Source organism: Bradyrhizobium sp. WBAH42, assembly GCF_024585265.1.
Classification (GTDB): domain Bacteria; phylum Pseudomonadota; class Alphaproteobacteria; order Rhizobiales; family Xanthobacteraceae; genus Bradyrhizobium.
In genome coordinates this window covers 6,945,038-6,963,772 of record NZ_CP036533.1, presented here as the reverse complement: position 1 = coordinate 6,963,772, position 18,735 = coordinate 6,945,038, and the positions used below count along the sequence as shown (strand labels likewise).

The 18,735-nt window shown below is 57.6% G+C and carries 18 protein-coding genes and 2 pseudogenes; 18 read left to right on the top strand and 2 right to left on the bottom strand.

What is annotated here, in order from left to right; translation table 11 throughout:
* Positions 1-11 precede the first annotated feature (11 nt).
* The 13 genes and pseudogenes from ald to fdxB all read left to right on the top strand — a co-directional run bounded on the left by ald (position 12) and on the right by fdxB (position 11,565).
* Positions 12-1,124, top strand: a complete 1,113-nt coding sequence (ald, locus tag DCG74_RS32940; RefSeq protein ID WP_172787748.1) for an alanine dehydrogenase — start codon at positions 12-14, stop codon at positions 1,122-1,124.
* A gap of 733 nt (positions 1,125-1,857) precedes the next feature.
* Positions 1,858-2,061: a 4Fe-4S binding protein gene (locus DCG74_RS32935; protein WP_036014930.1), complete on the top strand. Its 204-nt coding sequence runs from the start codon at positions 1,858-1,860 to the stop codon at positions 2,059-2,061.
* Positions 2,062-2,391: 330 nt separating this feature from the next.
* Positions 2,392-3,024 (top strand): cupin domain-containing protein, encoded by a 633-nt coding sequence (locus DCG74_RS32930; protein WP_172787747.1) that lies wholly within the window; start codon positions 2,392-2,394, stop codon positions 3,022-3,024.
* A 5-nt stretch (positions 3,025-3,029) separates the two neighbouring features.
* Positions 3,030-3,148: pseudogene (gene sufC, locus DCG74_RS32925) on the top strand (Fe-S cluster assembly ATPase SufC); the annotation flags it as partial.
* A 162-nt stretch (positions 3,149-3,310) separates the two neighbouring features.
* On the top strand, positions 3,311-3,790 hold the full coding sequence (locus tag DCG74_RS32920) for an aminotransferase class V-fold PLP-dependent enzyme (protein WP_257187455.1): 480 nt from the start codon (positions 3,311-3,313) through the stop codon (positions 3,788-3,790).
* A gap of 106 nt (positions 3,791-3,896) precedes the next feature.
* Positions 3,897-5,399, top strand: coding sequence for a nitrogenase molybdenum-iron protein alpha chain (nifD, locus tag DCG74_RS32915; RefSeq protein WP_172787746.1), 1,503 nt, complete (start codon positions 3,897-3,899; stop codon positions 5,397-5,399).
* Between the two features lie 64 nt (positions 5,400-5,463).
* Positions 5,464-7,020, top strand: a complete 1,557-nt coding sequence (gene nifK / locus DCG74_RS32910; protein WP_172787745.1) for a nitrogenase molybdenum-iron protein subunit beta — start codon at positions 5,464-5,466, stop codon at positions 7,018-7,020.
* A 94-nt stretch (positions 7,021-7,114) separates the two neighbouring features.
* Positions 7,115-8,758: a nitrogenase iron-molybdenum cofactor biosynthesis protein NifE gene (gene nifE / locus DCG74_RS32905; protein ID WP_172787744.1), complete on the top strand. Its 1,644-nt coding sequence runs from the start codon at positions 7,115-7,117 to the stop codon at positions 8,756-8,758.
* Between the two features lie 9 nt (positions 8,759-8,767).
* Positions 8,768-10,177 carry a nitrogenase iron-molybdenum cofactor biosynthesis protein NifN gene (gene nifN, locus DCG74_RS32900; RefSeq protein WP_172787743.1) on the top strand — a complete coding sequence of 470 codons (1,410 nt, stop codon included), beginning with the start codon at positions 8,768-8,770 and terminating at the stop codon, positions 10,175-10,177.
* On the top strand, positions 10,174-10,569 hold the full coding sequence (gene nifX / locus DCG74_RS32895; protein ID WP_172787742.1) for a nitrogen fixation protein NifX: 396 nt from the start codon (positions 10,174-10,176) through the stop codon (positions 10,567-10,569). The genes nifN and nifX overlap by 4 nt, the downstream gene beginning before the upstream one ends.
* Positions 10,570-10,575: 6 nt before the next feature.
* Positions 10,576-11,040, top strand: coding sequence for a NifX-associated nitrogen fixation protein (locus DCG74_RS32890; protein ID WP_172787741.1), 465 nt, complete (start codon positions 10,576-10,578; stop codon positions 11,038-11,040).
* A gap of 12 nt (positions 11,041-11,052) precedes the next feature.
* The gene (locus DCG74_RS32885; protein ID WP_172787740.1) at positions 11,053-11,253 is read left to right on the top strand and encodes a CCE_0567 family metalloprotein; all 201 of its coding nucleotides are present in this window, start codon (positions 11,053-11,055) and stop codon (positions 11,251-11,253) included.
* Between the two features lie 12 nt (positions 11,254-11,265).
* Positions 11,266-11,565: a ferredoxin III, nif-specific gene (gene fdxB, locus DCG74_RS32880; protein WP_172787739.1), complete on the top strand. Its 300-nt coding sequence runs from the start codon at positions 11,266-11,268 to the stop codon at positions 11,563-11,565.
* A gap of 613 nt (positions 11,566-12,178) precedes the next feature.
* Here the strand turns inward: fdxB and DCG74_RS39075 are convergent.
* Positions 12,179-12,332: pseudogene (locus DCG74_RS39075) on the bottom strand (IS5/IS1182 family transposase); the annotation flags it as partial.
* A 310-nt stretch (positions 12,333-12,642) separates the two neighbouring features.
* On the opposite strand from DCG74_RS39075, the gene DCG74_RS32875 reads away from it, so the two are divergent.
* Together DCG74_RS32875 and DCG74_RS32865 are read left to right on the top strand one after the other, a co-directional pair.
* Entirely contained in the window at positions 12,643-13,518 is an 876-nt protein-coding gene (locus DCG74_RS32875; RefSeq protein WP_210268423.1) for a host specificity protein, read from the top strand.
* Positions 13,519-14,913: 1,395 nt separating this feature from the next.
* On the top strand, positions 14,914-15,309 hold the full coding sequence (locus DCG74_RS32865; protein WP_172787738.1) for a Rieske 2Fe-2S domain-containing protein: 396 nt from the start codon (positions 14,914-14,916) through the stop codon (positions 15,307-15,309).
* 9 nt (positions 15,310-15,318) lie between these two features.
* Here DCG74_RS32865 and DCG74_RS32860 read toward each other — a convergent pair whose 3' ends face one another.
* The gene (locus tag DCG74_RS32860; protein WP_172787737.1) at positions 15,319-15,909 is read right to left on the bottom strand and encodes a hypothetical protein; all 591 of its coding nucleotides are present in this window, start codon (positions 15,907-15,909) and stop codon (positions 15,319-15,321) included.
* Between the two features lie 252 nt (positions 15,910-16,161).
* On the opposite strand from DCG74_RS32860, the gene DCG74_RS32855 reads away from it, so the two are divergent.
* The 3 genes from DCG74_RS32855 (at position 16,162) to nifT (ending at position 18,209) form a co-directional block, all read left to right on the top strand.
* Positions 16,162-16,482: an iron-sulfur cluster assembly accessory protein gene (locus tag DCG74_RS32855; protein WP_036031955.1), complete on the top strand. Its 321-nt coding sequence runs from the start codon at positions 16,162-16,164 to the stop codon at positions 16,480-16,482.
* Between the two features lie 327 nt (positions 16,483-16,809).
* The gene (gene nifS, locus DCG74_RS32850) at positions 16,810-17,982 is read left to right on the top strand and encodes a cysteine desulfurase NifS (protein ID WP_172787736.1); all 1,173 of its coding nucleotides are present in this window, start codon (positions 16,810-16,812) and stop codon (positions 17,980-17,982) included.
* Between the two features lie 5 nt (positions 17,983-17,987).
* Complete coding sequence (nifT, locus tag DCG74_RS32845; RefSeq protein WP_172787735.1) at positions 17,988-18,209, top strand: putative nitrogen fixation protein NifT; 222 nt, start codon at positions 17,988-17,990, stop codon at positions 18,207-18,209.
* Positions 18,210-18,735 lie beyond the last annotated feature (526 nt).

The window sequence follows — 18,735 nt, the reverse complement described above, 5'->3', positions numbered from 1 at the left end:
GGAGTTTTCAAATGAAGGTCGGAGTCCCAAAGGAAATCAAGGCGCACGAATATCGCGTGGGCCTTACTCCTGGAGCTGCCCGGGAATACGTGGCAGCAGGCCACAGCGTGATGATCGAGACCAATGCGGGCGCTGGCATTGGTGCAACCGACGACGATTATCGCAATGCTGGCGCAACGATTCTAACTTCCGCCGTTGAGGTATTCACCTTAAGCGAGATGATCGTAAAGGTCAAGGAGCCTCAGCCGTCCGAATGGTCTCAGCTGCGTGAGAATCATATCCTCTTCACTTATCTGCATCTGGCTCCCGACCTGGACCAGGCTACCGGCCTCCTGGAATCTGGATGCACCGCGATCGCTTATGAGACGGTAACTGATGCGCATGGTGGTCTTCCACTGCTGGCGCCGATGAGCGAGGTCGCGGGTAGGCTTGCGGTCGAAGCGGCGGGTAGCGCCCTAAAGCGGAGTACAGGCGGACGAGGGCTGCTGATCGGTGGGGTGCCCGGTGTTCAGCCTGCCCGAATCGTGGTGATCGGAGGTGGCGTCGTCGGTACGCACGCGGCACGCATGGCGGTCGGTCTCGGCGCAGAAGTGACCATCATCGATCGTTCGTTAATCCGGCTCCGCGAGCTGGACGAGCTATTCGAAGGACGCGTTCGCACCAGGTTTTCAACCATCGAGTCCGTAGAGGAAGAGTTATTTGCGGCCGATGTGGTGATTGGTGCCGTGCTCGTTCCAGGTGCGAGCGCGCCGAAGCTGGTCCGCCGGAGCATGCTGAGCTCGATGCGCAAGAGGGCGGTACTCGTGGACGTCGCTATCGATCAGGGCGGCTGCTTTGAGACATCACACCCAACCACTCACGCTGATCCAACTTACGAAGTAGATGGCATTATTCATTATTGCGTGGCCAATATGCCCGGCGCCGTTCCGCTGACGTCGAGTCAAGCACTGAATAACGCAACTCTGCCGTTTGGTTTGGCTCTGGCCAACAAGGGGTTTTCCGCCGTACTGGACAATCCACATTTGCGCGCAGGCCTCAACGTCCATCGGGGCCGGCTAACTTACAAAGCGGTGGCCGAAAGCCTCGGGCTGCCCTTCTCACCGATCGAACAGGCTGCGGCGTGATCCCAGAGGCCCTCATGGCTGTTCCCTCCGTGACTAAGCCATCTTTGGGTGGCTTTTTTTTCGCCCACATTAATCGGCTGACCGCTGCCGGCATCTACTCTGACCGCGAAGCGTAACGGAGGATCACCAGACGAACACCTGGCTTCAGCCGCCCGCGCGAGGGGAGAAAGTGTACTTTTGCCCCATAAAGCGCATGTGAATGCCGGTTTACCGGCAATACGGGGCAACTGAAAATGCGTCCCGCGGGCCCCGAGAGGGACGCGCATCACGGGTGTGATTGTATCTGGAGCGGCCGCCGCGGCCTTCTGACTGGCTGTGGCGAGGCGGACTGGTGAGGACCTGCCGGTTGTTGCCCGTGATGCTGTCGCGTAAGCGGCGGCTGTCCCGGTGAGTGGAATCAACAAGATGCGCTCTGGGTTAGACGGGCGGGGAACTCTATGATGCCGCGCGGCGCATCGATCTTAGCCGTGGCACGGCGGGCGTTGGGGAGCATCTCAGATCGTTCCGCTGAGTCTGGCGAAGCTGGTTCATCTGATCCCTAATTGATGTGAATTGACCATGCGCAAGTCAAAGCATCGAGATCAAGCCGCCACGCCCTTGTAGGATTTGCGACAGCGTGTCGAGGCCGCGATTTGCGTTATCGAAAATACTCCAGACGAATCAAGCTCAAACTGTCTGGCACAAGACTTGATAGCAAGAAGCTGTCCCGCACCTTTTTTATGGAATCGCAGTGATGGCTTACAAGATAATCGCATCCCAGTGCACCGTCTGCGGTGCGTGTGAGTTCGAGTGTCCCAATGCTGCGATCAGCCTGAAGAACGACATATATGTGATCAATCCGTCCCAGTGTACCCAATGTGAAGGGCATTTTGACGCGCCACAATGCGCCGTCGTTTGCCCGGTGCCCGATACGTGCGTGCCGGCAAAGGTCGGGTAGCCGACGAGAGAAGCTCCCGCACGAAACATAATGAAGACGCTATCGACACAGCCGCCTTTCCTATCCGTCTCCTGTTTTTCTCACTTGCTAGCCTCGAGTTCGTGGTGACTTGCGCGAGCCGCTCGTAGAGTGTTGCGACGTAACGAGCGCCGCGCCCCGAGACCCCGGCAAACGGACAGGAGTGGGCTTTAGTGCTTCTAAATTTTTCTGACAAAAGTTCATCACGACTAAATACAGCCGTCGCCACATTGTTAGAGTGAGTCCGCTTTTCACTATGACAGAACCACGAGGCGCGAAGCCCGAGGCTGAGATGATGCATGGGAGAGCGACATGGATGGTCGCGGCTATACCAACGGCACCAAGGACGCTTCCACGATCGAAGCTGACGATGCGGTGGACCAGCGCCTGGGTGAAACCGTGCGGCTGCTGCGGCAGCGCGCTGGCCTCTCGATCCAGGACGTCGCCAACAAGACCGGCCTGTCCACCGGCATGATCAGCCAGCTCGAACGCGCACGCGCCATGCCGTCGATCCGCACGCTGCGCCTGCTCGGCATCGCGCTCGACGTCCCCATCTCCTATTTCTTCGAGAGCAGCGATCCCGCCGATGGGCAGCGCTATATCGTGCGCAAGAGCAGCCGGCGGCTGCTGCGGCTCACCGCCAGCGGCGTCGTCAAGGAAGCGCTGACCACGGAAGGCAAGGGCCAGCTCGAGCTCTACGAGCTCACGCTCAACCCCGGCGCCTCCTCCGGCACCGACTTCCTGCAGCACACCGGCGAGAAGGCAGGTTACATCCTCTCGGGCAGCCTGCGGCTGTGGCTCGACAACCAAGCCCATGTGCTGGAAGCCCGTGACAGCTTTCGTTTTCCGAGCGTCGTACCGCACATGTTCGACAACCCGACCCAACAGGTGGCGCGCGTGATCTGGGTGACGACGCTGCGCCAGACCGATTCGCCGGCGGGTTGAGGCGCCAAGGCGTGTTCCTGGCATTCTAGTATCCTGTCGAGTTTCCGGCGTGACTACAATGAACTTCCTGCGGGGGGCATTGAACGCCCAGGGCAAGGCGCGCGGCGAGCAGGAATTCTCCACCCGCGCCCGAGAAGATACTGGTTGCTTACCCGGAGGAGGGGCTCAGGCCATCAACTTCGTGCGCATGATCGGGACGCCGGCCGAGAAGGGTCGATCATTTCGTTTGAAGTGAAGAACACATGCGCATGATATTGCCACCATCCTTGACCTTGCCGGTTTAGCCGTGCGGGCCGGGGCGCACTGTGCGATGCCGCTGCTCAAGTGTTTCGGCCTGCTGGCGACGTGCCGTGTGTCCCTTGGGCTTTACAATACACGCGAAGAGATCGATGTGCTGTGCGTGTCCTTGTCAGGGCGCGGCAACTGCTCGCGTCACCTGGCGAGCGTTCACGTGGCAAGGCAGCTCGCGTTGAGCTCTGCAGCTTCGGATCGTACACGTCATCATCATCGCAGCAAGCGAGCATCTGTAGGTAAGTATAGAAGCATTGGTAAGCCTGTGCCGGCCAGCCGGCCAGCCGGCCTTGCTGCCGACTTTCTTCAATCGCAGAGCACTGCAATCGCGCATAGGCTCCAGAACCGGGTGGGAGATTTCAGGCAGAGCTCGCCTTGTTCAATTTCGAACGGGGCCACACCAAGAGTTCTCTGCGAAAGCGCCATGTCGGATTCGCAACAACGGCCTTGTCACCGCACGAGGTGCGGTAAGTAGCTTTGATTGTTGCGGTTTTGGTGCTCAGGAGACGCTGGCATGCTGGTTGCAAAAGTCTTGGATCAAGAAGCCGCCCTCGCAACAGCTAACCTTTGAAGGACATCAGATGAGTCTCGCCACGACCCAGAGCATCGCAGAAATCAGGACTCGCAACAAAGAGCTGATCGAGGAGGTGCTGAGGGTCTATCCGGAGAAAACCGCGAAACGGCGTGCCAAGCACCTCAATGTTCACCAGGCCGGAAAGTCAGACTGCGGCGTCAAGTCCAACATCAAATCCATACCCGGCGTGATGACGATCAGAGGCTGCGCCTATGCGGGGTCAAAGGGGGTGGTCTGGGGACCAATCAAGGACATGGTTCACATCAGCCACGGCCCCGTCGGCTGCGGTCAGTATTCGTGGGGCTCGCGTCGCAACTATTACGTTGGCACCACAGGTATCGATAGCTTCGTGACCCTACAGTTCACCTCCGACTTCCAGGAAAAGGACATCGTATTCGGCGGCGACAAAAAACTGGTCAAAATTCTTGATGAAATCCAAGAGCTGTTTCCGCTCAACAACGGCGTCACGATCCAATCGGAATGCCCGATCGGATTGATCGGCGACGATATCGAAGCCGTGTCACGAGCAAAATCCAAGGAGTATGGAGGCAAGACCATCGTGCCGGTCCGTTGTGAGGGCTTCCGGGGCGTGTCGCAGTCACTGGGCCATCACATTGCGAACGATGCGGTGCGCGATTGGATTTTCGGTCATCTCGAGGACGATGCCAAACCCAAGTTCGAGCCGACGCCGTACGATGTTGCGATTATCGGAGACTACAATATCGGCGGGGACGCCTGGTCATCCCGAATTCTGCTGGAGGAGATGGGTCTGCGGGTAATCGCGCAGTGGTCCGGCGACGGCTCACTCGCTGAGCTCGAAGCAACGCCGAAGGCAAAGCTCAACATTCTGCATTGCTACCGTTCAATGAACTACATCTCACGCCACATGGAAGAGAAGTTCGGTATTCCGTGGTGCGAGTACAATTTCTTCGGGCCATCAAAGATCGCAGAGTCATTGCGCAAGATTGCGGGCTATTTCGACGACAAGATCAAGGAAGGCGCCGAGCGGGTAATCGAGAAGTATCAGCCGCTCGCGAGCGCGGTGATCGCTAAATATCGGCCTCGCTTGGAGGGCAAGACCGTGATGCTGTACGTCGGCGGGCTCCGTCCGCGTCATGTTATCGGCGCATATGAGGACCTGGGGATGGAAGTCATTGGCACCGGATACGAGTTCGGTCACAACGACGACTATCAGCGCACAGCTCAGCACTACGTGAAGGACAGCACGCTTATCTACGATGACGTCAATGGCTATGAGTTCGAGCGCTTTGTCGAAAAGCTCCAGCCTGACCTTGTCGGGTCGGGTATCAAGGAAAAGTACGTTTTTCAAAAGATGGGTGTGCCGTTCCGGCAGATGCACTCTTGGGACTATTCGGGTCCATATCACGGCTATGACGGATTCGCGATCTTTGCCCGCGACATGGACATGGCGGTCAATTCGCCGGTTTGGAAGAAAACGAAGGCCCCCTGGAAGGAAGCTTCGAGCGCCAAGCTCCAGGCTGCCGAATAAAGCAAATCAACGCTCGGGAAAGCCGAGGCGATACCAATCTCGACGACAGTGAAGGATTTCACCAATGGCGCAGAGTGCCGAGCACGTGCTCGATCATGTCGAACTGTTCCGCGGTCCAGAATACCAGCAGATGCTGGCCAAGAAGAAGATATTCGAGAACCCTCGCCATCCTGCCGAGGTCGAACGTATTAAGGAATGGACGAAAACCGCCGAATATCGCGAAAAAAACTTCGCGCGGGAGGCGCTAGCGGTAAATCCAGCCAAGGCGTGCCAGCCGCTTGGCGCGGTATTCGCCTCTGTTGGCTTTGAGCGTACGTTGCCCTTTGTCCACGGCTCGCAAGGCTGTGTGGCCTATTACCGCAGTCATTTGTCGCGGCACTTCAAGGAGCCTAGCTCCTGTGTCTCTTCGTCAATGACGGAAGACGCTGCCGTATTCGGCGGTCTGAACAACATGATCGACGGGCTCGCAAACAGCTACAACATGTACAAGCCCAAGATGATTGCGGTTTCCACAACCTGCATGGCCGAGGTGATCGGCGATGACCTCAACGCCTTCATCAAGACTTCGAAAGAAAAAGGCTCAGTTCCGGCGGACTTCGACGTGCCCTTCGCCCACACGCCGGCGTTCGTCGGTAGCCACGTGACGGGCTATGACAATGCGCTCAAGGGCATTCTGGAGCACTTTTGGGACGGCAAGGCCGGGACAGCGCCGAAGCTTGAGCGTAAACCGAATGGGGCGATCAACATCATTGGCGGCTTCGATGGCTATACCGTTGGAAACCTTCGCGAGATCAAGCGCGTCTTGGAATTGATGGGCATCCAGCATACGGTTCTCGCCGACAACTCGGAAGTGTTTGATACTCCGACCGACGGCGAATTCCGGATGTATGACGGTGGTACGACGCTGGAGGATGCGGCGAACGCGATTCATGCCAAGGCGACTATCTCGATGCAACAATGGTGCACGGAAAAGACGCTGACATTCGTTGCGGAGCATGGGCAGGACGTCGTATCCTTCAATTACCCGGTGGGCTTATCTGCAACGGATGACTTGATCGTCGCGCTGTCACGCCTCAGCGGCAAGGAGATTCCCGAGCAACTTGCGCTAGAACGTGGCCGCCTGGTGGACGCCATCGCCGACTCCAGCGCGCATGTTCATGGCAAGAAGTTCGCGATCTATGGCGATCCGGATCTTTGCTATGGGTTAGCTGCGTTTCTGCTCGAACTCGGCGCCGAGCCGACCCATGTGCTGTCTACCAACGGCAACAAGGCATGGCAGGAAAAAATGCAGGCGCTGCTTGCAAGCTCGCCATTTGGACAGGGCTGCCAAGTCTATCCCGGCCGAGACCTCTGGCATATGCGCTCACTCCTATTTACCGAGCCGGTCGATCTTCTGATTGGCAACACCTACGGGAAGTACCTGGAGCGCGATACCGGAACGCCACTGATCCGCATCGGCTTTCCGATTTTCGATCGGCATCATCATCACCGCTCCCCCCTATGGGGCTATCAGGGCGGCCTGAACGTGCTGGTGAAGATCCTGGACAAGATCTTCGACGAGATCGACAAGAACACCAACGTTCTTGGCAAAACGGACTACAGCTTCGACATCATTCGCTGATGAGCGACTGCGCGTGCCATCGCTCAAGCAATGGGCGATGGCACGGTCGCATGGTCGTTGATTTTGCAATTTGTTCGCCCTGAGAGGAAACAGCATGAGTTCACTAGCGGCCAGGGTCCAGGATATCTTCAACGAGCCGGGCTGCGCCAAGAATGGCAGTAAGTCGGAGGTTGAACGCAGGAACGGCTGCACCAAACAGCTGCGGCCAGGTAGTGCTGCCGGCGGCTGTGCTTTCGATGGTGCCAAGGTTGCGCTGCAGCCGTTCACCGACGTGGCTCACTTGGTACATGGTCCGATCGCGTGCGAGGGAAATTCCTGGGACAATCGGGGGGCAGCGTCGTCCGGCTCGGATCTGTGGCGCACCGCATTTACAACCGATTTGAGCGAAACCGATATTGTATTCGGAGGCGAGAAGCGGCTTTGCAAGGCGATCAAGGAGATCATCGACAAGTACGATCCGTCCGCAATCTTCGTTTATCAAACCTGCATCCCGGCGATGATCGGTGACGACATCAACGCAGTCTGCAAGGCGGCATCTCGAAGATTCTCAAAGCCGGTGATCCCGATCAATTCTCCGGGCTTCGTCGGTTCGAAGAACCTCGGCAACAAGCTGGCCGGCGAGGCCTTGCTCGACTATGTGATCGGTACACGAGAGCCGGACTACACCACCCCGTACGACATCAATCTGATCGGAGAATACAACCTTTCGGGCGAGCTCTGGCAAGTGAAGCCACTACTAGACGAGCTTGGAGTACGAATTCTCTGCTGCATCTCAGGCGACGGCAAATATCGCGAAGTCGCTTCATCTCATCGCGCACGGGCGTCGATGTTGGTGTGCTCAAAGTCCATGATCAACGTCGCACGCAAGATGGAACAACGCTACGGGATTCCATTCTTCGAGGGGTCTTTCTACGGTATTCAAGATTCAAGCGAATCGCTACGGCAGATTGCCCGCTTATTGGTTGAACGCGGCGCCCCGACAGATCTGCTGGGGCGCACCGAAGCGGTGATCGCGCGCGAGGAAGCGTGGGCCTGGGGTGCGATCGAGCCGTATAAGCCACGGCTCGAAGGCAAAAAAGCATTGTTAATGACCGGCGGCGTCAAGTCATGGTCGGTCGTTGCGGCACTCCAGGAAGCCGGGCTTGAGTTAGTCGGTACCAGTGTGAAAAAATCGACCGAGGAAGATAAGGAGCGCATTAAAGAGCTCATGGGGCATGAAGCCCATATGATCGAGAATATGACGCCGCGCGAGATGTACGAGATATTAAAGAGCGCAAAAGCGGACATCATGCTATCGGGCGGCAAGTCGCAGTTCGTCGCGCTGAAAGCGGCGGTGCCTTGGCTCGATATCAACCAGGAGCGTTGCCACGCCTATATGGGCTATGTCGGAATGGTCAAGCTGGTGGAGGAGATCGATAATTCGCTCTCCAGTCCGATGTGGAGGCAGCTACGTCGACCGGCGCCATGGGAGGCGTTGGCCAAGGCGATGGAGCAGATGCAATCGCCCGCGACCGCGCTCGCCGATCCGGCGCTCGCCCAAGAGTCGCGCCGCGCCAGGAAGATCTGCATGTGCAACAAGGTCGATCTGGGCACGATCGAGGATGCAATCTACGCGCATCGCCTGAGGAGCGTCGAAGCGGTCAGGGAGCATACCAATGCGGTCGGTGGCTGCTGCCAAAGACGTATCGAGGATATCTTGGCGTCCGAGCCATCTGCCATGCGACAGGCCGCAGAGTAGGGAGGCGTCATGGCCATCGTCACGGCGCCAACAAAAGCCTGCGCTGTCAACCCGCTGAAGATGAGCCAGCCGATCGGCGGCGCATTCGCTTTCATGGGGCTGGGCGGGGCGATGCCGCTTCTGCACGGCTCCCAGGGGTGCACATCCTTCGGGCTCACGCTCTTTGTCCGGCATTTCAAAGAGGCTGTACCGCTGCAGACCACCGCGATGAGCGAGGTCACGACGGTACTTGGTGGTTATGAGAACCTCGAGCAGGCGATACTAAACATCTACAAGCGAGCTAAGCCAAAGATCATCGGAATCTGCTCGACTGGTGTCACCGAAACCAACGGCGACGATGTGGATGCCTACCTCAAGCTGATCCGGAGCAAGCATCCGCAACTCGCAAAGTTGCCGCTCGTTTACGTCTCGACACCTGATTTCAAGGGTGCGTTCCAGGACGGCTGGGAGAAGGCTGTCGCGCGCATTGTGGAGGTGCTGGTGGATGGGCCAAATGCCAGTCGCCTGAGGGATCCATCGAGGGTGAATGTTCTGCCGGGATGTCACCTCACGCCCGGCGATCTTGATGAACTCCGTGTCATACTGGAGGATTTCGGGTTGTCACCGTCCTTCCTCCCTGACCTGGCGGGATCGCTCGATGGGCATATCCCCGATGAGTTTACGCCAACGACCATCGGTGGCATCGGCGTTGGCGAAATTGCGGATATGGGCCGCGCGGGCTGGACGATTGCAATCGGCGCGCAGATGCGGCGAGCTGCAGAGGTCATGCAGGCAAAGACCGGCGTGCCTTTTCGTGTCTTCGAGCGGCTGTGCGGTCTCTGTCCGAATGATAAGTTCATGACGTTTTTGAGCGAGATCAGCGGGCGCCCGATACCCTTGAAGTATCGACGCCAGCGCAGTCAGCTCGCAGATGCCATGCTGGATGCACACTTCCATATTGGCGGTCGCAAACTCGCAATCGGTGCTGAGCCAGACCTTCTGCTCGATTTGTCCGACATGCTGAGCGAAATGGGCGCGCAGGTGACCGTTGCCGTGACGACTACTCAGTCGGAGGTGATCGAGCGGATCCAGACCAAGGAGGTGATCATTGGCGATCTCGAAGATCTGGAAGACCTTGCCAAAGAGAGGTGTTGCGACCTGCTGATCACGCATTCGCATGGAAGGCAAGCGGCGGCGCGGCTGAAGGTGCCGTTCTATCGTGCAGGTTTTCCGATATTCGATCGACTTGGCGCGGGACACCAGCTGTCAGTAGGCTATCGTGGTACCCGTCATCTGATCTTCGAAATCGCCAATCTCGTGATTGCGCATCGCGACAAAAACGATCAGCCTACGCCAGATAGGTGGCGAACTGCGCGCGGACTGCCACTATGCCCAGGCTATCGCAGCTCCGCTGGCGCGACTGAGAGGTCGGTTGCATGAAAGTTGCGTTTGCCACTCAGGACCTGAGACGCGTCGATGCTCATTTTGGTTGGGCAAAGAATATCGCAATCTACGATGTCGCTCCCGGCGGGCACGTGTTTGTTGAAGCGATCGAATTTGAGGGCGATCTTAAGGAAGACGGCAGCGATGATAAGTTGGCGCCAAAGATCGAGGCCGTCAAGGATTGCGCAATCCTCTACGTCGCTGCCATTGGTGGTGCAGCGGCTGCGCGAGTGGTGGCCAAAAAAATTCATCCTATCAAGGTGAGTAAACCAGAAAATATTCTGGTGTTGCTAGAAAAACTTGAGCGGGTGCTGAAGGGCACACCACCTCCCTGGCTGCGCAAGGTCATGGCAAAGGACCAGCGGAGAACGTTCGACTTTGATGAATGAGGTGATATGACCGCAAAAATAGAGCAGCAGGCCAGGCTTGTCGACGCGCCATTCCTCATCGATTTGGTCAAGATTTGGCGTGCTCAGGATACCAACGGAGCCTGGGAAGGGAAGAGCGATCGTGATCTGCTCGAACCCTATATCCTGAACATGGAAAAGCGGCGCGCATTGCCGATTATCGGTGATCCCGATCAAAAAACACTGTGGCGGCTTGAGCTGTTCTTCAATGCAGTTGCGCTGTCGGTAGAGAGGGAGACTGGCGTCATGATTCAGCCGATTCTGAAGCTGCATCATGAAGGCTTCGGGCGCATAGTGCTCATCGCAGGGCGGTTGGTCGCCGTAAACAAGCAGCTGCGCGACGTGCATCGCTTCGGATTCGACAGTTTCGTCAAGTTGGCGCAGGAGGGGGATAAATATGTCAGGGACGGAATCGACCTGATTCGGAAGTTCCCGGACGTGGCAAACTATTGAGGATACTCACTCATGGGCGATCGTGAAACACTGAAGGCCGAACTGAGGAAAGTGTCCGCCAAGGCGATACAGGCCAAGATGGATTTGCACGATCTTTCGGAAGAATTACCCATCAACTGGACCTCGATCATGGTGGTCGCTCAGAAAGCGTACGAGTCTTACGCCGAACTTGATCGCACGAGCCGCGCGTTAAAAGCGCTGGAGAATACCTAGAGGGGGCAATGCATGTCGTTTCAAACGCGAGACGGACGCGACTGGACGCCACAATACTTGGTCACGATCGATGCAAAGAAATGCATCGGTTGTGGCCGCTGTTTCAAGGTGTGCGGTCGAGATGTCATGACCTTGAAAGGAATCAACGAGGAAGGCGAACTTGTCGACCTCGACAATGACGAGGACGATGAGGTCGAGAAGAAGATCATGGTCTTGGACGATCAGGGTGCTTGCATCGGATGCGGTGCGTGCGCCAGGGTTTGCCCGGCCGACTGCCAGACCCACGTTTCAGCTGCAGCCGAAGCTGCATGAGCGAAGGCGCTCTCCGGGCCGTTTAAGTGCAGCAGGCCCGGCTCGGATTAAAGGAGACGATTTGCAGGAACAGCTGGGCCGCAACGATATCACGTCCTTGGTAGGTCTTCAGGTTACTCAACCGCGTCGAGAACGCGGGCGAAGTGTGAAGAACGAGAACGACGAGTGGAAGCGGGTCGACGGGCCTACGAAGTCGTCGTCCGTGCTTTAATCGCGGGTACGGTGTCAACCTCGATAGTAAACGTGATCCACTGCCGAGTTCATGGCTTTTTTGGCGGTCGTCTCCACAGGGGGCCGCCGCACGATCGCGTTCAAGAGGTGTGCATCTCGACGTGGAGAGTGCGGCGCGTAAAGCCCGCAGGCACGACTTCAAGATTGCCACGACCTTCGTCCCGGCAGGGACGCTTGTTCCGCCGAAGGCGCATCTGGCGTGGTTTAAGACTGCCTCATCCGGCGCGCACCTGTGGCCGGAACTCAGTGCCATCGGCGGTCAGGAAGAGACGCCAAACAGTTTTCAGCCAGGCGTGCAAGGTGCCCCCCTGCCGCTGAGAGCCGCCTGTGGCTGTGTGGCCGATGCTGGCCGCTCGAAACAAGCTCGTGGAGCTGCGGCGCGACGGCTGTTCTCGCTGTACAGCGGCGGATGTCGATCCAGTCCCAATCGACCTTGGTGGTGAGCTGAACCGCGAGTGCTTCATATTGATGATCTGGTCCAGCCTCGCCCGGAACGGATTGTCTGGACCCGTCGTCCTGTGCTTCGTCGGCCGCATCGCCACCTCTGATGCGACGACGGAATTATGGCTGTCGATTCGACGGAATCCTGAAAATGAAATTCCAAGACTTCCATGCCTGGTGTACCAAACCGTGCATTCGCAGCAGTCCACAACGACGAGATGGGGGTCTAGCTCATTTGCTTAACCGTTCTTCACTCACCAGGAGTTAGCTTCCTCTCACAAAAGCCGGCGACAGATGCTCAACCTCGGCGCGTCAGCTCGTAGTCAGCTAGACATCTTACAATCCTCGGTAGGGCTCGAGCAACGCGAGCTCAGCACGAAACCGTACCGACAGGAGAGCGATCCGATGTATGGCCGAATTGTTGGCTCATCTAGCCAATCCACAAGCGCTGCCCAGGGTGATGAAGCAAAGCATTCAGATGACGAGGGCTTTGCGGAAAGGCTTGCAGGCATGGCCCCCGATGCTGGCCCAAGTTCGTCTCAGGCAGCGACACGGCCGTACTTCGTAAGTTCCCAAGCTCCGATCGAAGAGATCGACATCGATCAGTTCGGGGAAGAAGTGAAGGCCTTCTATGGTGAGGACATCAAGTACATTGCCGAGCGTCCACTGGAGTACTCGGATTTCATATCCACGAAAGCTCAGCGCGCGGCAAACGTTGCTAGAACCTATGGCCACACCGACGAAGATACGGACCAGGCGCGATATTACGCCTATCGCTTGGGTGACAAAACTGTCGGGCTTCTGAGGACAGAAGGCAAACTTCGGGTAGGAGGAAGGCGATTCAGCGCCCAGTTCCCCGGTCGAAACGAGGTCACATCCCAAGTAGATCTTCGGGTTACTCATCCGCTCGTCGAGAACGCTGGCGATATCCTACTCGAACATCAGCTTCGGGAAGACGGCGAACAAGCATTGATTATGTCAAAACCTGCGCTCCCAGGCATCGAGTCCCGCCTGGCTCAGATGGGCTTTGTTCCTGTGAGTGATAAGAATCACTGGGTACTTGATCCTCACCAGCATCCCGACAAGTGGACGCATAACGACGAAGGTAAATGGCAACGTGTAGGCAAACCTGAAGGATATCTTGCCGCCGAGAGTAGTGGTGCTCAGGCAAACATCAAGCGAGCTTCGAGTGAAGCAAGTGATGAGACAGAGTCGTCAGGCGACGACACGTCTTGGTACTTCGAGCGCCTAAATCTAGGTCCGGGGTCGGCTGCAGAATAGTCGCTGTGGACGAGGTCGGGCCTGAAACCGGTGGCTACTTGAGCTCATCGAGGATGTTGCTGCAGAAATGGCTCGCCACTTCAACACGCGCCGGCGTCAGGCGGCGGGATCGCGCCCAGAGTGCTGCACCGACGCAGCGCGGGGCCGCTCGCCGCCAACGCGGCTTAGCCCTCAGCTGCCTGCCCTTGCGCTGCGCAGCCCGGTGCTCCACCACCGCGTTGGCTAGGGGGCGGTCTATCGACCAATCCTGCTTGAGCGGACATCTTGATGCCGATCGACGACATCGGCAATGCACCAAAGCAGAGCCCGTAAGAGGCGGCGGGCGCTCAAAAAGAGCCGGGAAGTGATCATAAAGCCGATCGAGGATAAGGTCTCTCTGCGGGACGGTCAAACCTAGCCGCGAGCCTGGTCAAGGATCGCGAAACCCTGCTGGCCTTCTACGACTTCCCTGCCGAGCATTGGGATCAACTGCGAAGCACGGATGAGATAGACTAGCGATTTCTTCATGGTGAGACGACGATTGCGGCGATCATTCGACTCCCCGTCCGCATCTGGCGCGGTATTGTTCGCAAAGACGTCGATTGCCGCTGCGGGCGGACGTCCGCGTCGGCTCCCAATAGACCTGGCGCGAATCCCTCCTGATGGCGGCTGGCACCGAGAGCGGCACCTTGTCCAAGATATTGGCGGTGTTGTGCAGCACCTAGCATCGCAGGTGTCGGGTCCGGGAAGCCTTCCAAAAGCCGAGCGCGCCGGCGCCGACGGCAATTTCCGGGCCCATCCGGCAACACGCGCTTTGCTTGATGTCGATCAGGAGCTCGCGCCTGATGCAACAGTATTGGTTGTGTCATTCACTGCGTATCGCTTGCTCGAGAGGTTTTGGCAGGCTTAGGGGCCACTTTTGCAGGGTAAAGTGGCTGCAACAGCAGCAGCGGGCCAGAAGACCGACATTTCGCCGTTCCATGCGCGGGCGCAAGGGCTAGCCTAAAGGGGGCGCATGTTCGCGGCGTGCGCCCCCCGTTGCGGGGTGGGAGCGAGCGTTCACCTTGTGGGAAGGCACTTGCGATGCCGCGATGGATACGCGATCGCAGGGCATTGCAACCGGCCTTCCGCAGCGTGGCGATTGGCGAGCAGCAAAGACCAGTTGTCAAGTTTAGCAGTTCTGCAAATGGTCCAGAAAGGTTGGAGCTATGCTGGGCAGCTAGGCATGGAAAGGGCAGCAAGGCTCAATGCTCCTGCGAATTGTTCTGAATTTTGCGCGCAAGCGAAAGAAATTGGTATGCTGCGACGGCGAAGCTTTCGATTGGATTGCCGGAAACACGTTCCGGCACTTGTACACTTCTTGCACGGTGATTGCACAACGACAATGAAAAGCGCCTTGCAACAACCGGGTGATGAATGCAGCCAAATCCCATCTATGCAATTTGCGGCTTTAACGACATTCCGAGCCGCCAAGCCATGGGATTCCATCTTATGGTCGTCGAAGATGACGGCAAGCACCGGCCGTGGTCCATCATCGTGGTGCGCTGGGGCAAAAAGGTGCTTGGCTATGTCAATAAATGCCCGCACAACAGCGTCAAATTGGACTGGGAACAGAACCAATTCCTCGATTCTTGCGGCACCCGATTGATGTGCGGCAAGCACGGTTCGACCTTCGAACTCGGCACCGGGCGGTGCGTCGAAGGTCCATGTGAGGGTAGAGCGCTCACGCCGATCGCGTTGGCAGTTCTGGAAGGCGATATCTGCATCGTTGGTGTGCATCTTGTCGAAGACGATGCATGGGCAAATAACTGAAGACTGCGCTTAGACCGGCCGGTTCTCGTTGCGGTTTTTCACCGCTTCCATCCTCTTTAGCCCGTCGTCATACGAGATCTCCTCACACGACAGATCGAGATCCTTCGTGGCATCGAGGAGGCAATCAAGCTTACCCCGCGGATCGAGCTTCTTGATATCATCCTTGTTCAGCCCGACCAGGTCCATCATCTCCTTCCAAACGGTGGATTCATCGCAGGGTAAGACGTGGAAGTTAATATCGCCGAACTTCACTCTGTACTTCGCCAGCAAATCGATGTTGTTGCAAAACATGAAGTAGCCGCCGGTTGGGCTTAAGGTGCCGTCAAGGACGGTCGCGACGTCAGCAAGATATGCAAAGGAATGTAGGTAGCCGGCCAGCACCGGAATAGTGCGCTCTCCGTCCTGCGCGAACGTCAGAACCTGCTCGATCGAATAGTCTGGCGGTCGCTTCTCGTCCGCGACCTGAGTCTGGAACTTCAGTGCGACGTCGCCACGAAAGCCGAACCGGCCCGGCTTGGTAGTCGCACCTTTGAGTACGGCGTTAAGCAGGCGGCCCTCCTTCTCAAGTCTGCCAAGTGCGGTGTTCTCGATTGCAGTCATAAAATGCGTCCTTGATCTAAGCTCTTCACCGACCTGTTGGTCGGTGCCAGATCCGATGCAAATTGCCTGCCGCCGCAGCGTTGCGGCCCACCCTAAGAAGACAACGCGTCATTGGCTGGCACCGCCTAGAGTAGCCTTGTAGGAAATCCGACGCCTGTTCCAAAGCCAACGTGCGAAGGTGCGCATCATTAAGTGTCTGCGCGCTGGCACGTGGCTTGCTCTTAGCTACGTTCAAGCTGATGAGGGAAAGACGTGATCAACCTGACCGATAGCGCAGTGAATGCGATCAAGAGTGCGATATCATCGTCCACGCGCCCGTCCGGCGGTCTGCGCGTCATGATTGAAGCAGGCGGCTGCAGTGGCTTCAAATACAAGATGGGTCTGGCCGAGGAACCGAAGCCTGACGACACCGTGATCGAATGCGATGGGCTGAAGGTGTTCGTCGATAGCAAGAGCTGCGATCATCTAGTCGGTACGACCATCGATTTCGTCGTGGCGCTGGAGGGCTCTGGATTCACCTTTCACAACCCGAACGCCACCGCAAACTGCTCCTGCGGGAAATCGTTCTGTTGATGAAAAACATTGTTCAGGTGATGAGAAGAAAACATCGAAGCGCGCCGGCCGAGCCAAAACAACTGAGGCAATCGTCGTCCACTACGACAAAGCGGGAGCGTCGCATTCGCGACGCGCTCGAACTTTTCATGCCTCATTCTACAACTCCACGGTGGCGGCTGGCAGCTGATCGGCATCGATGGCAGTCTGTTCATGGCTAGGCTGGCCGGTGCCTGTACGTCGTGTAAGCGTTCGAGGGCGAGCGTGGGACGTACGCACGTGGCTCGTGGGTAAAATCCCCGGATTTGGTCAGCTAATCCTCGTTTCTGGTACTGGTGGGGCAGTGGATTGAGCGAAGATCGAGCGCCGATTTACCTCGATAACAATGCAACGACACGGACTGATCCGTCCGTCGTGCAAGCGATGTTGCCGTTCTTCACTGAGAATTTCGGCAATGCCTCATCCAGGCATACCTTCGGCAACGACGTCGCAGTTGCTGTGAGGCAGGCCCGGCGAAGCCTGAGGGACCTGTTAGGTAACACATACGATCATGAAATCGTCTTCACCTCGGGAGGGACCGAAGCCAATAATGCCGCCATCCTCTCTGCTCTGGCGACGCAGGAAGATCGAGACGAAATTGTCACTACTTCGGTTGAGCACTCCGCTGTACTTGCGCTAACTCAGCAATTGGCGACAAGGGGAGTCAAGACGCACATAGTACCCGTAGACGCTTGCGGCAGGCTCGATATCGAGGCGTTTCGCTGCGCGCTTGGGCCACGCACAGCCGTTGCCTCCGTGATGTGGGCCAATAACGAGACCGGAACGTTGTTTCCTGTGGAGTTTCTGGCAGGATTGACGCGTGAGGCGGGCGCGCTGTTTCACACAGATGCGGTCCAGGCAATTGGGAAGGTGCGTTTGAACCTAAAGGAAAGCGCGATCGACATGCTGTCGCTATCCGCGCACAAACTGCACGGCCCCAAGGGGGTCGGCGCATTATATTTGCGCAAGGGGACTAAATTCCGGCCGCTAATCTGCGGCGGATCACAGGAACGAGGGCGCCGCGGCGGGACCGAGAATGTTCCCGCGATCGTCGGCCTGGGAAAGGCTGCCGGGCTTGCGGCGGAGCGGCTTGAACCCGAGCGCGTTCGCATTGGCGCTTTGCGCGACCGCCTTGAACGTGGAGTTTTGCGCAATGGGGAGTGCGTTGTGCTCGGTGACGTCAGCAATCGGTTGGCGAACACGGCCAATATTGCCTTCGACCACCTCGAAGGCGAAGCCATCGCCCACCATCTCGATCGGGCGGGCATAGCCGTGTCGCTCGGATCAGCCTGCAACTCCGGTTCAATGAAGCCATCGCATGTTCTGTGTGCTATGCAGGTGCCGACGTGGCGGATGCACGGCGCCGTGCGCTTTTCTCTGTCGCGTGAGACCTCGTTGGCGGAGGTCGATGAGGCCGTGTGCGCTGTGTCCGACATTGTGGCTCGCATGCGCGCCATCTCCGGCGCCACTGTTAGGGAGTAGACCTCGTGAAGATCATGATCCGCCGGTCTCCGGAGGGCCTGTCCATCTACGTGCCAAAAAAGGATCTCGAAGAGAAAATCGTGGAATCCGAGTACGAGACTCTATGGGGCGGCTGGATCAAAGTGGCTAATGGCTGGGTGTTCGATTTGCCTGAGATGGCGAGCGACACCCGGTTGCCGATCACAATCAATGTGAAAAAGCGGGACGAGACCGGGCACAATCCGTGAAGACACTCCCGCAGATCGACTTTGTCGTTGCGGCGGGCCGCGTGGGGCGCTCTCGTGGTTTGAGGGCCCCGAGCATCGTTCCATATCGTCCTGGCCACGCTGAATGGCGGAGATCCGTTCTGCCGACCACGCCAGACCGAATGCTCGGCTTCTTGGCCAGCAAGTTTGCGCCGCCGCGGGAAGTTAGGGGCAATACGGTCAGCGGCGACCCAGCATATCGAAATTAGCAAACATAGCGCCGTCGCAACGGAATTGACGACGCAGACAATCGCTCGCTCAGTTGAGCCGAGGCGGTTACACTCCATCCTGCGCCCCGTCGTTGGGCGTCCAGCAGGATCCGTGGTAGCCACTACTGGCCTTGTCGAGCCCGGATCCCCCCGCGTGTAACGGGCTTGCGAGAGCCGCAACGCGGCAAACGCGTTAGATGGAGCGGCGTTCGGGGGAGCTTAGCGCGAGAATGAATGCGCAAGGCATAGAGCTCTGGGTGAGAATAGCGACGTATCTGTCGTTTTGCTAACAAGCTCAT